Below are 13,604 nucleotides of genomic sequence, written 5' to 3'. Positions count from 1 at the left end.
TCCCACGTTGATTTGAAGATTATCAAACCCTTCCAAGAACCGATAGATTGATGATACGGTAAGCTTCGCCATGTCGGCCTCCTGTGATTCGCTTTTTAGGCACCATGCCATAATTTAATCCGGAGGCCGACATGGTATTTTTATGGACTTTTTTCAAACTGGAAGAGAAAGCGTTTCCTGTGCTACAATGAAAGCCAGTTGTAGATACAAGGAGCAGTGATGAAACGAGCTACTTTTTTTGTTCGTCCCCATGGCGATAAATGGAAAGTAAAAAAAGAAGGTCAGGATGTAGCGTGTCATGTATGCACAACGCAGCAGGAAGGTGTTCGCGTTGCCCGAAAGCTCGCGAGTGCCTCTGCTCCGGCGCAGATCATAATTGAAAAGGAAGATGGTACGTTTCAGCAGGAGTGGACACATAAGAATAGTTCAGTACTATTTGAAAATAAGAACAGGCGTAGCTTGTAGTTACAGCATTATTACGCGCTTGAATTCTTGTTAAGAAACCGTGTTTGCACTGTGCTTTGATGTTCGGTATATGTGATTATAAGAGTATAAGTTTGAATAATCGGTATGGTGGCAGCAGGAATTCCCCCTGCGGGCAGAAAACACTTGGCACCGGCAGAGAATCTTACTGATGGCTGTGTTGTTGAAAACGTCACAGGGCTATGAGGAGGAGCGTATGCAGAAGTACCATGTTCATAAAAAAAAGATGGCAAGCGGTGACCATGAAGTTCATAAAGAAGGTTGTGAATGGTGTCCGCCTCAAGACCAACTGTACTCCATCGGCGAATTTCCCACACCTGAAAAAGCTTTGGAATCTGCGAAAAAGAAGTATCCGAATGCAAATGGATGCCACCATTGTTTACCGGATCATTTTCAATTGGTGTAAGAAAATTTTACCTCCCAAGTTGCACTGCAATCTTGGGAGGTTTTGTTTTATTTGTCATAATCCGGCTTGAATTTGTCTATGAATTTTGAATCAATGTAATCTTTGATGACAAAAGCAGGTTTTCCATTAAAACTGATGCCGAATTTGTGCAGCACGCCAGTATTTTCACCAGTGTTGTAGATTAAGAGATAGTCTCCACCGGGGCTGAATTCTTTCAGGGGTTCATTGTTCAGCTTTGCAATAACATTGTCGTTGAGCACCTGATTTTGTCGTACTGCATAGACACCAACTTTATCGAGTGGTTGCGGTTCGTACCAGATGCAATCCCCGCCGCCGAAGATGTTGTTGTATTTTGTGTTTTGCAGATATTTGTTTACGAGCAAACCGCCATCTTTTCCATACGGGATGCCGGAGGGTTCAAAAAGAGGACGTGGGCGCACACCCATGGCGATGAATATAATGTCATCATCGTATGTTGTGCCATCAGCAAGTGTCACTTTGCACGTTGTTACTTCTGAAACATACTCCCCACCCACAAACTGCACGCCGTGCTTTTCTAAAACGCTTCGTACTTGCTTGCGTACTTTTTCGGGGGTCTGCTTCATAAAACTTTTTCCGTGATACAGACGTACCGTTGCCTTTGCACCAGCTTCTTTAGCAGCGGCAAGTGCATTTCCTGCCACCTCGACTCCGGCGGGACCGCCACCGACGACACCTATGTTCAGGTGATCTTTTGAAGCTAATTCGAAAATACGGTTGCGTCCTTCCAGTAATTTTTCAATAGGTTTTACTGTGTAGATATCCTTAGAATCCGGTTTAACCAGATCATCGATGATAGAGCTACCCGTGTTGAAAGACGCAACATCGTATTCCAGTTTTTTACCGGACTGTAGTGTGATGACTTGTTGTTCAGGATCAATCCCTACGCAACTGTCTACATGGAAAGTAGCACCTTGTTCTTCACACATGCGCTGAACAGGGAAACTGATTTCTTTAGGTGAGTACGAACCGCCAAGCATTCCGGGTCCCATGCCGGAGTAGTAATGCCGTTCGCCGGGACCAATAACATCGACGGTGTGACCTTGTTCTACGCATTGTTTGATGTTGGTCATCAGAGTCATGTGGGCGTGTCCTGCGCCAACGAGTGCCAGTTTTGCCATAACTAACTCCTTTATCTCTGTGATGCGTACAGAGAATCCAAAACAGCAGCGAGGCTGTTAAGATGAGCTTTTTCTTCAGAAGCGATTTGTAGCAACGCTTTTTTAGTTTGCTCATCCGGTGCTTTTTCTGCTGCACGGATATACAAGTCCATTGCCTGCCCTTCTACGGACATGGCAAAATCAATAATGTCCAGTGGTTTTTCCATGTCAGTGCCGAGGCGGGAAATATATTCAGCAGTCGTCAAACCGCCTTCAAAAGCACCGTCAATGTCGATGTTATTTGGGAATTCTTTTTTCGTGATGTCAGTATACTGCGCAATAATATTTGTTTTGTGCTTTGCTTCAATGGCTGCAAGTTTAGCAAAAAGAGAGGCTGCTTCTTGATTTGCAACACGCTTGGACATGTCTGTGTAAAATTCTCCCAACGCAAGCTCCATCCGGTAAGCCACAATGAGAAATTCTTCCAGTGACTCAAGTCCGTTGAAGAGTTCCAGCCCCTGTTCGTAGTCGCCAATGCTTTCCCAACCTTCCCAGATGTTAAACCCGCCAGTAAGATTGTATACTGTGTTGAACTCGTTACCGGAAAGAAGCTGTGCAGCAACGCGACTTCGCCCTCCGACAGCGCAATAGACCATAACGGGCTTTTCTTTATCCAGTTCATTGGCTCTATCCAGCAGTTCACCAAGCGGAATATGCTTGGCTCCGGCGATGTGCCCGTCGTCATACTCAGCAGGCTGCCGAACATCTACAAGTTGAATAGAGTCATCTGCACCTAACATAGTAAGGGCGTTTTCAGTTGATATGGACTCAACTGGTGTGAGGAATTGTTTCCAGCGCATTGTAACCTCCCTTTAGTATCTAGTATGGTAGCACTTAACAGGAATTGTTTTCAATAAGTTATGCTAAGAAAATTGGAAGAAGAGTACGGGTGTCGTCAGGCAATGTATAAAAAAATGGTCAACAGCCACCAGAGCTGCACTACCGGAGACTGTTGACGTGGTAATTTGTAAAAGCTGATACGGGATTGTGCCAAATTCGGAACAAAATGGTTAGAAAAGACACGTAGCATCGTGGAACAAAAGCCGAAGCCCCCTTTTGGGGGCTTGGAGATTTTATTCTTCTTTAAGCTCTTTGTGGCAGAACCACCAATCGTATCCTTCGTGTGTGTCCAGACGAATTTTAGCATCTTCAACAGTCTGTGCTGGAGGAATAATAACGCGGTCACCGATAAGCTCGTTTTTAGGCCAGTTGGCAGGTACGGCAACTTTATTTCTATCTGAAATTTGCAAGGCCTGAATGGTGCGAAGCATTTCATCAATATTTCTGCCAATTTCTTGCGGGTAATAGAAAATGGTACGCACAAGACCGTCAGGATCAATAATGAATACCGCGCGGACCGTGTTTGTTCCTTTGCCAGGGTGTATCATACCTAATTTTTCTGCCACTTCGCCATAATCAGCAATAACAGGGAACGTAATTTCAACACCTGTTTGCTCTTTAATCCATTCGATCCATTTTATGTGAGCAAAAATTTGATCCATTGATATGCCGACTAATTTGCAATGCAGGGCGTCAAATTCTTTGATGCGTTTTTGTAATGCTACAAATTCAGTAGTGCAGACCGGTGTAAAGTCAGCAGGGTGACTAAAAAGAACAAACCAGCTCCCCTTTAGATCGTCAGGGAGCGTCATTGTACCTTTGGTTGTTTTTACAGTAACCTGCGGAAGTGGATCACCAAGCAAGGGGAAAAGTGTCGTCATGGAAACCTCCTACGATAACCAAAAAAAGTACTTTAGAGATAACTCATAGTGTAACAGGTAATCGCCAGCAAAAAAATGTAGCAAGTCCATTTTTAATGTTATTTTATTGCAATTGTGTGTAACAAAGGTTCATTATGACATAACTTCTTTGAACGGGGTTTGATTTATGAATTTGTCTAAAGATGTAGTATTATTCGCTGAACAGCTTTCGAATGGCGTTATGATTTTTTCACCTGAGTGTGAGGTTCTCTATACAAACCCTGCGGCACTGAATATGTGGAATCATAATTCGTCTAATGTACTTGAAGGATTTGCCACTGCTGCTGGTGAAAAAACAATTTCCCAGTATGAACATCCTGTAATGCAAGCAATTCAATCAAACCGTGCTGTTTCCCAAACTCTTTTACGGAAGGACAGCCTTCAAAAGACCATGCCTCAGTGGGTGAAAATGACTGCAAACCCTATTCAGGATGACGGTCAGCTTCGGTATGTTTTGCTTTCACTTGAGGATGTAACCCAAAGCAAGCATGTGTCGGATATTTTGACATCCCGTTCATATATGCTCGACCAACTTGATGTGGTGGACTCCACTACAGGGCTGTATAACTCGCGGTATGTTCCTGCTTTGCTGGAAAGGACAGTCTCTGATGTTGTGGCGCAAGATCTCACTCTGAGTGTGTGTGTTTTCGATATCGATCACTTTACTCGGCTAAATGAAGCGCAGGGCAGGCACTGTGGCGATGATGTTCTGCGATATCTGGCAGCACTACTTGGGAGTCATATGCATGATGGCGATGTGATTGCGCGAACTGGCGGCGGAGAATTTCTAGTATTGTTGCCTTCATGCAAGGCGAAACAAGCCTTAGAACGCATGGAGCTGTTTGCAGCGCAACTACGCAATTCTGCATTGCAGTGTACTGTTCGTCCCATCACTGTAAGTGGTGGGATTGCAGAAATGGCAGAACATGAAAAAGGTGCTCAGCTTGTCGAACGGGCAGATAGCTTGCTGTACTTAGCTAAACTGGATGGTCGAGATAAATTCTTAACGGAAGATGCGGTGTAATCAGGTAACGATGGTATTTATCAGAATTGAAAAAATATCACGACGTAGTTGAGCAAAATGAGTTCGTTATGAAAAAAAATGAAACGAACTATATTCGTGATGCCGCATTTTTCTAGTACTTTTTTAGATAACAATGATGAAACTCCCGTCAGCTAGTTAATAGCTGGCGGGAGCTTCTTGTAGGTTCACTGGGATATTAATTTTTTCTACTTGCGCAATATAACCAGTGCAGGTCGTGTGAGGATCGAATCTACAGCGCCTTTTGACGTATCGTTCGTCGGAGCGCTTTTTCAATTTCTACCACAAGAATAATTATGGATGCGATAGAGATGCATATTCCCCATTCTTCACCTGATAGAGGCTGTGTTCTGAATACCCATTGCAAAGACGATACGTAGACAACACTAATTTGTGCGCCCACTGCGAGTATCATACTCACCAGCAAAAAGTGGTTGGAAAAAGGATTGATAGTAAAAATAGATGCACGTTCTGCACGGGAATTTATTGCCTGAAAGAACTGGAAAAATACCATAGTAGTCATAGCCAGTGTACGGGCTTTTTCTAGATTAACCCCTTGCTCAAGTGCTGCGCTGAAAACACCGTATACGCCTAACGCAATGCACAGGCTTACAATCACAGTTCGCTGTAGGAGTAATGAATTAATGATGCCTTCATCTGTAGGGCGTGGTGGTCGGTCGCCTACATCCTTTTCACCGGGTTCAAATGCGAAGGCTACGTCCTGTAATCCGTTTGTGACAAGGTTAATCCAGAGAAGCTGCGCTGCGACAAATGGAATCGGCAGCCCGAATATCATAGTCAAAAGAATCGACCACACGGCGGCAAGACCCGTTGGCAGGAGGAAGAAAATAGCCTTACGCAAGTTGTCAAAAACAATTCGTCCCTCGCGGACTGCATGGAATATGCTAGAGAAATTGTCATCAATCAGCACCATGTCTGATGATTCACGCGCAACATCTGTTCCGCCTTTCCCCATGGAGACACCAATATGTGCAGTTCGAAGGGCAGGAGCATCGTTTACCCCGTCTCCTGTTACGGCGACGATTTCACCATGTTCCTTGAGGCTATTTATTATGCGGAATTTATCATCTGGAGCGATTCTGGCAAACACAGACTCTTCCTGAACAATTTCTGAAAGTTCCTGATCCGTCATCTTGGCAAGGCGTGTACCAGTAACAGCACCGTCGTGGGCTGTGTTAATTCCAAGCATCCTCGCAATGGCATAGGCTGTATCAGCATGGTCGCCTGTAATCATAACTACACGGATTCCTGCCGACTGGCAGTTGGCAACGGCTTCAATAGCTTCTGGACGAGGCGGATCCATCATTCCTTGCAGTCCCATGAATTGCAGACCGTTCATAGCGTCTGCATCTGAAACTGTCGTTGTTTCAGCAGGCATTTCTTTTACTGCAAATGCGAGCACTCGTAATCCCTTTGCCGCCATTTCATGTGCCTCTTCGTCTATTAGATCAATAGTTGTTCCATACGGAAAAAGAGTAGGGTCGCAAGCAGTGAGAAGTCTGTCATGTCCACCTTTGACAAAAAGAAATTTTTTACCCGCGTGCTCATGCAGGGTTGCCATGTAGCCTCTGTCAGATTCAAAGGGGAGTATCGCAATTTCCGGCCATGCTTTTTTTTCATCCATAGTCATGCCGGATTTTAACGCAGATACAATGAGCGCTCCTTCTGTCGGATCGCCTTCGACTTCCCATGTATCGTCTTTTTGGACAAGGCGTGACTCGTTGCAGAGTAAGCCTATGCGCAAAACGTGTTGCAACGATTCTGTGAGAGGTGTTTTGTCCCCGTTTGCTGTGGTAAATTCTCCTTCAGGGATGTATCCAGTGCCAGTTATAGTCATTTCATCTTTGCCATCAAAAATTTTTGTTACTGTCATTCGGTTTACTGTCAGAGTCCCCGTTTTATCGGAGCAAATGACAGTGGTGCTGCCCAATGTTTCAACAGCTGCAAGCTTTCGGATAACAGCATTATACGATGCCATGCGCTTAACCCCCACAGCCATAGCGATGGTGACAACAATTGGAAGACCTTCCGGCACTGTTGCTACGGATACAGCCACTGCTGTTAAAAACATATTTTTGATAGATTCGCCGAGAGCCAGCCCCAGAATAAAGAGGAGAGAAGCGGCACTGAGTACCAGAACGCCGATTGCTTTTGCGAGACGTTCTATTTTTTCCTGAATTGGTGCGGCTACTTTGCCGATAGAGCGGATATCCTGCGCGATGCCGCCAAGCATTGTTTTAAGACCTGTCTCAGTGACAATGCCCTTACCACGTCCGTTGACAACAATTGTTCCCATAAAGGACATGTTTACCTGATCGCCCGGTGAAAGATCATCTTCTGGTATGAGTTCAGGGAGCTTGTTAGCCGGCAGCGATTCACCTGTTAGCATCGACTCGTCAATGCGGAGTTCATTGGCTTCTATCAGGCGAATATCAGCAGGAACCATCGCTCCTGAAAAGAGAATGACAATGTCACCGGGTTGCAAGGTTCTGCTGTCTATCTCCATTTCTTTACCATCACGGATGGCTAAGGCTTTAGGTGTTACCATTTTTTGGAGAGACCGGACACTTTGTTCTGCTTTGGATTCTTGAATAAACCCGATGAGTCCGTTCAAAATTACAACAGCACCGATGACTCCGGCATCGATAAATTCGCCGAGCAGTGTCGTGACTGCTGCTGCAATAAGCAAAATAACTACGAGCGGGCTTTTTAACTGATGGAGAAGAATTTCGAAGTAGTTAACAGCATCTTCGTCACCGACGACGTTTTCACCATACTTTGCCAGTCGTTCAGACACCTGTTTTTGCGTCAGACCTGTAGCGCTTGTTTCAAGTTCAGCAAAAATAGCCTCTTCCGTTTTCTGGTACCACTGCATAGCAATCCTCCTTCAGAGCATTGTACTGTAATAACAGAAAACGAAACTTCTGTGAAAAGAACTAACAAATAGCTTTGGTATTTTTTGAAAGTTTTGGGGGGTGAGGCAATTGCAAATACTTTGTTCACAGGACATGATACTTTGATAGGAGAAATTCATGTCTACTGAATTAACATTGTTTGGAAAAAGGGTTCGAGCATTACGTAAGGCAAAAAAAATGACTCAGGAGCAGTTGGCTGTGGCAGCCGATACAGGAGCAAAGTACATAAGTGAACTTGAACGTGGTGAGGCTAATGTGACAATAACGTTGGTCAGCAAGCTTGCTCAAGGGCTGGGTGTGAAAATAGGCGAACTTTTTGAAAGCGCGGGTGAAATTGATTGTCAGGAATTACGACAGGAAATTAACCGGATGGTTGGCGAAGCTGGTGACGAAGATGTCCAACGTATTTATATGATCGTCAAAAATATTCTTCAGTAGATACACATATTGTTCTTGTGAAAGTGGGGGACGATTGCTGCTTATTTAAAAACGTAGCAAAAACATTCAACAGGGACATGAGCCGTAATTGCACTATGCTATGTGCTCAAGCCCCTGTGAAAATAATTTTCGGAAAGGTTAATTAAACCGATCTCCATCAGCACAGATGACGCCGTCTAAGCGCCATTGATTTTCTTCAAACACCATTCGATAAATGGCAGTTGGGTCTTCCCAGCCTTTCCATGCGGCAGCAATGAGAATGAATTTGTCTGTTTCCATCTGGGTTTTATAAACATAGCCGTTTGGTGGGTCATCTTGCGCACACGATAATGGATTAAATCCTAATCCGCATAGATCCCCATCAATATATTCCCCTTTACAATCTTGCATAACTCGATCGCGTTCGGCTGTACGCCATGCCTTTATGAGTGCTGGTGTGAAAAATGATTTATAGAGATGGTCGAACGTCGTGTCCCGCTCAGGGTATCCAATTATAAAGTCCATAAAGGGACCAAATCGGTCATCTTGGGATGCTAATTGATCGAATGTGAGGATAGCATCCAAGGCTAACTCAGCTTCGTTGATTGGGGAGGAAAATCCATCGTCTGATTCCTGCGTGTGTCCTGTGCTTGTAAGGCACAGGAAGATGCCGAACATTGCAATGCATGATATAACATGTCTTTTCACAGCGTATTCTCCTTTAGTCTGACGCATGGCTACGGTACTAGCTTGCTTTTTTGCTTAGTATGCAGTGCTTCAATTGGAAGATGCTTTATAAGTCGTAGTTGGGAGAGTCTTTCTACTTCTCTACCAAAGTTTTTTATCGCGTGCCCCTTAGGGCAGAAAAAAACTTAGATGGTCTATAGTTGGTGAGTTGCAGTGGTTAGGTCAACTCGTGTCTGTGCCTAAATTTAGCTATCATGATTGCCTATAGTAATCTGTGTGGGTGATTGGTTTTTTCAATTGTTCTTAGACTCTCTAATCATATATTGAACAGTGCTTATATTGTTTGCTGTATAACTTCAATTTTTTCGGAGCACATTCATGCAAAGACGCAAAAATATTTTTACTTCTTTCATTTGTTTTATGCTGTTAGTTGCTGCTGCAACTATCTCTCTTCCTAATGTTGCATTTTCCGGCTCTTCTCTCGAACAGGCTGGCAAAGGCATGACAATTTACTTCGATACCGGTGGGCCTGTTGGCGGTACATACAACACCATTGTTCAGAATGGTGCAGCGCAGGCTGCTGCTGATCTTGGTTGTACTGTAGAATTTATGTACTCCGACTGGAGTCCGCAGAAGATGATTGAAAACTTCAAACAGGCTATGGCAACCTCTCCTGACGGCATTGTTGTAATGGGTCATCCGGGTGATGATGCATTTGCTCCGTTTGTAAAAGAAGCGGAAGAAGCTGGCATCATTGTTACCGCAAGTGATACTGAACTGCCTCGCTTGTCTACACAATATCAGTCCCGTGGTTTTGGCTACGCAGGCGTGGATAACAAAGCGCGTGGTCGCATTCTCGCTACAGAAGCAATTAACCGTTTTGGTCTGAAAAAAGGTGAGAAAGCACTTGTTTGGGGACTTAAAAGTCAGCCTACCCGTGGTATGTCTACCCGTGGTATTATTGAAACTCTCGAAGCTGCCGGTCTGAAAGTTGATTATCAGGAAATTTCTCCTGAAGTAGATAAAGATGCTACCCTTGGTAAGCCTCTTATGACTGCATACTTGAGCGCTAACCCTGACTGCCGCATTGTAATCATGGATCACGGCGCATTGACTGCACAGCTGGAAAACTTCTTCCGCGCAGCAGGCGTAGGTCCTAAAGATATTATTGGTGCTGGTTTTAGCCTGTCTCCTGCTACAGCATCCGCAATCAAAAGTGGCTATGTAGATCTGGTTGGCGATGGTCAGCCTTTCTTACAGGGCTACCTGCCTGTATTGCAGATTGTACTTAGCAAAAAGTACGGTTTCTCCGGTCTGGTTGTAAACACTGGCGCTGGATTTGTGCACAAAGGTAACATTGCACTTATTGAGCCTCTGGCTAAAAAAGGTCTTCGTTAATACTACAAAATGGCACGGGGCACTTTTGCTCCGTGCCTTACTTAATATTTTCATGCCACACACTACTCCCCTCATAGAATTACACCATATCAGCAAGCGCTTTGGTTCAGTCGTTGCGTTGGAAGATGTAAGTTTTACGCTTGGCTCCAACGAAATAGTCGGGCTGCTGGGTGATAACGGCGCAGGTAAATCTTCTCTTGTTAAAATTTTGTCCGGTGTAGAACAGGCAGATAGCGGAAGTTTTTCTGTTAATGATACGCCGGTTGCGTTGAAGAGTTACTCTGTAAAAATGGCGCGCAAGCTAGGAATTGAAACTGTCTATCAGGAACGTGCCCTGTGCGAAAATCAACCACTGTGGCGCAATGTCTTTGTTGGCAGGCACAAGCGAAATAGATTCGGGCTTATTGACGTTGCGTACGAAAAGCAGGCAACGGAAACTATTTTGAAAGAATTCATGGGGCTGCGTGGAGCAGGGGTTTCTGCCGATGCTTGTGTTGCTGTGCTTTCCGGTGGTGAGCGTCAGGGGTTGGCTATTGGGCGCGCAATGTACTTTGCGGCTTCTGCGGTAATTCTTGATGAACCGACTACAGCGCTTTCACTCACTGAAGTAAGCAAGGTGTTGCAGTTTATCCAGCAAATCCGAAAAGCTGGTCGGTCTGCTGTGTTTATCTCACACAACATGCGGCATGTGTATGAAGCATGTGATCGATTTGTGATTCTGGATAGAGGGCGCGTTGTGCAAGAATTGAATAAGGGAGACATTACCTTAGAAGGGTTGTCATCTCTGCTGACTGGGCTTGCGTGTGGAGCAACTCCCGCCAATGAACATACGGAATCTGGTGAGGGGGAATAACGATGCAGGCTGCAACTATCTTGAGACGCTACAGCATTCAAATCGGTGTAACATGCATCTTGCTGGCATTGTTAGCGCTGTTTATGGTGTTGAGTCCTAAAACATTTCTTGCTTCGCGAATTTATATTTCGTTTCTTTCCACCATTCCTTTCACAACGTTGCTGGCTGTAGGGCTTACCTTTTGCATTGTAAGTGGCGAAATGGATATTTCATTTCCGGCTGTAATGGCACTGTCGGGGTTGATCTTTGCAATGGTATTTAAAGCTACGGGGAGTCCGCTATTCGGGCTTATTGCCTGTCTGGCAACAGGTATGGTTGCGGGGCTTGGAAACGGTGTACTTGTTGTGGGGTTCGGGGTTCCTTCTATTATCGCGACTATTGGAACACAATTTTTGTGGCGCGGGCTTGCTGTTGTCCTAGCTGACGGGCTTGCGCGAAACATCGTCGATGTTCGCGATACGTGGATACATTCCGTGTTTGTCGGACGTCTATGGGATGTTATCCCTGCTCAGGCTATCTGGTGTTTGTTACTTTGTGTTGCCGCGTGGCTGATTTTGAATCGCCATGTCTATGGCGATAGCCTGTTGTTTATCGGCGATAACATCCGCACGGCTCGAATGACCGGTGTTTCTGTTTCACGGGAACGGATTTTGTTATTTGCTGGCATGGGGCTGATTAGTGCATTTGTTTCCTTCCTTATTTGTCTGGAAATGGCAAACTGGTGGCCGACCATGGGCGAGGGCTACATGCTGCTGGTGTTTGCCTCTGTCTTTATTGGTGGAACTTCTGTCTTCGGCGGTAAAGGGACAATTTACGGAACAGCTATCGGGTCGATCATTATAGGAATTATTGAGGCGGGGGTTATCAGTTCGGGACTTTCTGGGTTCTGGACACGTCTAGTGTACGGGATGATTATTGTTATCTCTGTATCCATTTACGCACTGACACTTAAAACCCGCCGTGAGTAAGGAGTAATACAATGGCTCGATTAACCATTATTGGTGCTGGAAGTGTAATGTTCACCCGCCAGATTCTTTCTGCGGCGTTTGCATATCCATCACTTCAAAATTTAGAATTACGCTTGCACGACATAGATCCTGATGCACTGAAAACAACGGGTAAGCTTGTTCAGAAGATGATAGATCAGGCAGAATTGCCTGCAACGGTGCTTCTGGAAACTGACCGCCGTAAAGCTCTTGCGGGTACGGATTTCGTTATTTGTTCGGTGCAGGTAGGTGGGTTGGATGCATGGTATCTCGATCGAGATATTCCGAAGCGCTACGGTGTCGATCAGGAAGTCGGTGATACCTTAGGTCCCGGCGGGATTTTCCGTGGATTGCGTCATATTCCAGTGCTGGTGGAACTTCTGCGCGATATGGAAGAGGTCTGCCCTGATGCCTTACTTATGAACTATGCCAACCCGTTGGCACCGCTCGTGTGGGCGGCATCGCAAGTTTCAGAGATTCGCACAGTCGGTTTGTGCTACGGCGTAACGTATACAGTTTCTCAGCTTGCTGGGTATTTGGGTGTTGGCGACTGGGTCGAACATCCGTCTACTCCAGAATTATGGGAGCAGTTGATGTTTGTATCTGTTCCGGATGACTTTGAATTTTCATTCGGTGGCATTAATCACCTTTGCTGGGTTCTAGAAGCTCGTTATAAAGGCGAAGATATGCAGCCCGCAATTCGTCAACTTCCTGAGAACGCAAAAGTATATGCCGCTGACGGTGTCCGCTGTGAAATGCTTAAAGCTTTTGGGTACTGGTGTACTGAAAACCACTGGCATTGCACAGACTATGTTCCGTATTTCCGTAAGACACCAGAAATGATTGATCGCTTTTTGCCACAGCGGTGGAACCTAATGGAACTGGAAGAACAGGTGAAACAGCGCAGTACGCGTATTATTGCAGAGCAACTTAGTGGAAGTATGTCGATTCCTCTAAAGCGTAATGCCTTGAATGCTCCTAAAATAATGAATGCAGTTGTTTCTGGTGAGCGTATTCGCATTAATGGTAACGTACCTAACCGTCATGAAGATAGTTTGCTTGTAGAGAATCTGCCAGCTGATTGTGCTGTAGAAGTGCCTGTGTGGGTAGATGAGAACGGGCTTTCTCCGCAGCAGGTAGGTGCTTTGCCTGCTCAGTGCGCTGCGCTATGCCGTACAAATACAAATGTGCAGGAGTTACTCGTACAAGCCGCGCTTACTGGTGATAAAGATGCAGTCAAACATGCTTGCATGTTAGACCCAGTAACAGCGACAATTTGCACACTCGATCAAATAAGTGAAATGGTCGATGCAATGCTGAGTGCAGAAGCAAAGTGGTTACCTCAATTTTCTTAGTAAGATATTGAGAGAGACGACCTTCTATTGCAATAATTTGTAGTGGTTCATACTTGATCTGACACATAGCCCTTTTGACCGA

13 protein-coding genes are annotated in these 13,604 nt (G+C 45.1%); 8 read left to right on the top strand and 5 right to left on the bottom strand.

What is annotated here, in order from left to right; translation table 11 throughout:
* Positions 1-219 precede the first annotated feature (219 nt).
* On the top strand, positions 220-465 hold the full coding sequence (locus N4A56_RS05550; protein ID WP_295545618.1) for a DUF2188 domain-containing protein: 246 nt from the start codon (positions 220-222) through the stop codon (positions 463-465).
* Positions 466-679: 214 nt separating this feature from the next.
* Positions 680-889 (top strand): hypothetical protein, encoded by a 210-nt coding sequence (locus tag N4A56_RS05545; RefSeq protein WP_293668877.1) that lies wholly within the window; start codon positions 680-682, stop codon positions 887-889.
* Between the two features lie 47 nt (positions 890-936).
* Here N4A56_RS05545 and N4A56_RS05540 read toward each other — a convergent pair whose 3' ends face one another.
* The 3 genes from N4A56_RS05540 to N4A56_RS05530 all read right to left on the bottom strand — a co-directional run bounded on the left by N4A56_RS05540 (position 937) and on the right by N4A56_RS05530 (position 3,809).
* Positions 937-2,049, bottom strand: coding sequence for an FAD-dependent oxidoreductase (locus N4A56_RS05540; protein WP_295545616.1), 1,113 nt, complete (start codon positions 2,047-2,049; stop codon positions 937-939).
* Positions 2,050-2,060: 11 nt separating this feature from the next.
* On the bottom strand, positions 2,061-2,888 hold the full coding sequence (locus N4A56_RS05535; RefSeq protein ID WP_295545614.1) for a rhodanese-like domain-containing protein: 828 nt from the start codon (positions 2,886-2,888) through the stop codon (positions 2,061-2,063).
* Between the two features lie 273 nt (positions 2,889-3,161).
* Positions 3,162-3,809 (bottom strand): peroxiredoxin, encoded by a 648-nt coding sequence (locus N4A56_RS05530; protein ID WP_293668873.1) that lies wholly within the window; start codon positions 3,807-3,809, stop codon positions 3,162-3,164.
* Between the two features lie 166 nt (positions 3,810-3,975).
* Between N4A56_RS05530 and N4A56_RS05525 the strand changes: the two genes are divergently transcribed.
* On the top strand, positions 3,976-4,872 hold the full coding sequence (locus N4A56_RS05525; protein WP_295545612.1) for a sensor domain-containing diguanylate cyclase: 897 nt from the start codon (positions 3,976-3,978) through the stop codon (positions 4,870-4,872).
* 250 nt (positions 4,873-5,122) lie between these two features.
* Here the strand turns inward: N4A56_RS05525 and N4A56_RS05520 are convergent, their stop codons facing one another.
* Positions 5,123-7,786: an HAD-IC family P-type ATPase gene (locus N4A56_RS05520; protein ID WP_295545610.1), complete on the bottom strand. Its 2,664-nt coding sequence runs from the start codon at positions 7,784-7,786 to the stop codon at positions 5,123-5,125.
* Positions 7,787-7,943: 157 nt separating this feature from the next.
* Between N4A56_RS05520 and N4A56_RS05515 the strand changes: the two genes are divergently transcribed.
* Positions 7,944-8,264: a helix-turn-helix transcriptional regulator gene (locus N4A56_RS05515; RefSeq protein ID WP_295545608.1), complete on the top strand. Its 321-nt coding sequence runs from the start codon at positions 7,944-7,946 to the stop codon at positions 8,262-8,264.
* Between the two features lie 138 nt (positions 8,265-8,402).
* Here N4A56_RS05515 and N4A56_RS05510 read toward each other — a convergent pair whose 3' ends face one another.
* The gene (locus tag N4A56_RS05510) at positions 8,403-8,951 is read right to left on the bottom strand and encodes a hypothetical protein (protein WP_295545606.1); all 549 of its coding nucleotides are present in this window, start codon (positions 8,949-8,951) and stop codon (positions 8,403-8,405) included.
* A gap of 357 nt (positions 8,952-9,308) precedes the next feature.
* Here N4A56_RS05510 and N4A56_RS05505 point away from each other — a divergent pair, with 357 nt between their 5' ends.
* From N4A56_RS05505 to melA, 4 genes are read left to right on the top strand one after another with little or no spacing between them, the layout of a single operon-like run.
* Entirely contained in the window at positions 9,309-10,328 is a 1,020-nt protein-coding gene (locus N4A56_RS05505; RefSeq protein WP_293668863.1) for a substrate-binding domain-containing protein, read from the top strand.
* 25 nt (positions 10,329-10,353) lie between these two features.
* Positions 10,354-11,181 (top strand): ATP-binding cassette domain-containing protein, encoded by an 828-nt coding sequence (locus N4A56_RS05500; RefSeq protein WP_295545604.1) that lies wholly within the window; start codon positions 10,354-10,356, stop codon positions 11,179-11,181.
* A 2-nt stretch (positions 11,182-11,183) separates the two neighbouring features.
* A complete protein-coding gene (locus N4A56_RS05495; protein WP_295545603.1) occupies positions 11,184-12,149 on the top strand; it encodes an ABC transporter permease in 966 nt (321 codons plus the stop codon).
* An 11-nt stretch (positions 12,150-12,160) separates the two neighbouring features.
* Entirely contained in the window at positions 12,161-13,522 is a 1,362-nt protein-coding gene (melA, locus tag N4A56_RS05490) for an alpha-galactosidase (protein WP_295545601.1), read from the top strand.
* The last annotated feature ends 82 nt before the right edge of the window (positions 13,523-13,604 follow it).

Source organism: Halodesulfovibrio sp. (assembly GCF_025210605.1).
Lineage (GTDB): Bacteria > Desulfobacterota > Desulfovibrionia > Desulfovibrionales > Desulfovibrionaceae > Halodesulfovibrio.
Note: the sequence above shows the minus strand (reverse complement) of the source record. Positions and strands in the feature narration are given on the sequence as shown.

Excerpts from the sequence above, each read along its gene's own strand:
- N4A56_RS05550 (WP_295545618.1), top strand. The coding sequence starts at position 220 with ATGAAACGAGCTACTTTTTTTGTTCGTCCCCATGGCGATAAATGGAAA.
- N4A56_RS05545 (WP_293668877.1), top strand. The coding sequence starts at position 680 with ATGCAGAAGTACCATGTTCATAAAAAAAAGATGGCAAGCGGTGACCAT.
- N4A56_RS05540 (WP_295545616.1), bottom strand. The coding sequence starts at position 2,049 with ATGGCAAAACTGGCACTCGTTGGCGCAGGACACGCCCACATGACTCTG.
- N4A56_RS05535 (WP_295545614.1), bottom strand. The coding sequence starts at position 2,888 with ATGCGCTGGAAACAATTCCTCACACCAGTTGAGTCCATATCAACTGAA.
- N4A56_RS05530 (WP_293668873.1), bottom strand. The coding sequence starts at position 3,809 with ATGACGACACTTTTCCCCTTGCTTGGTGATCCACTTCCGCAGGTTACT.
- N4A56_RS05525 (WP_295545612.1), top strand. The coding sequence starts at position 3,976 with ATGAATTTGTCTAAAGATGTAGTATTATTCGCTGAACAGCTTTCGAAT.
- N4A56_RS05520 (WP_295545610.1), bottom strand. The coding sequence starts at position 7,786 with ATGCAGTGGTACCAGAAAACGGAAGAGGCTATTTTTGCTGAACTTGAA.
- N4A56_RS05515 (WP_295545608.1), top strand. The coding sequence starts at position 7,944 with ATGTCTACTGAATTAACATTGTTTGGAAAAAGGGTTCGAGCATTACGT.
- N4A56_RS05505 (WP_293668863.1), top strand. The coding sequence starts at position 9,309 with ATGCAAAGACGCAAAAATATTTTTACTTCTTTCATTTGTTTTATGCTG.
- N4A56_RS05495 (WP_295545603.1), top strand. The coding sequence starts at position 11,184 with ATGCAGGCTGCAACTATCTTGAGACGCTACAGCATTCAAATCGGTGTA.
- melA (WP_295545601.1), top strand. The coding sequence starts at position 12,161 with ATGGCTCGATTAACCATTATTGGTGCTGGAAGTGTAATGTTCACCCGC.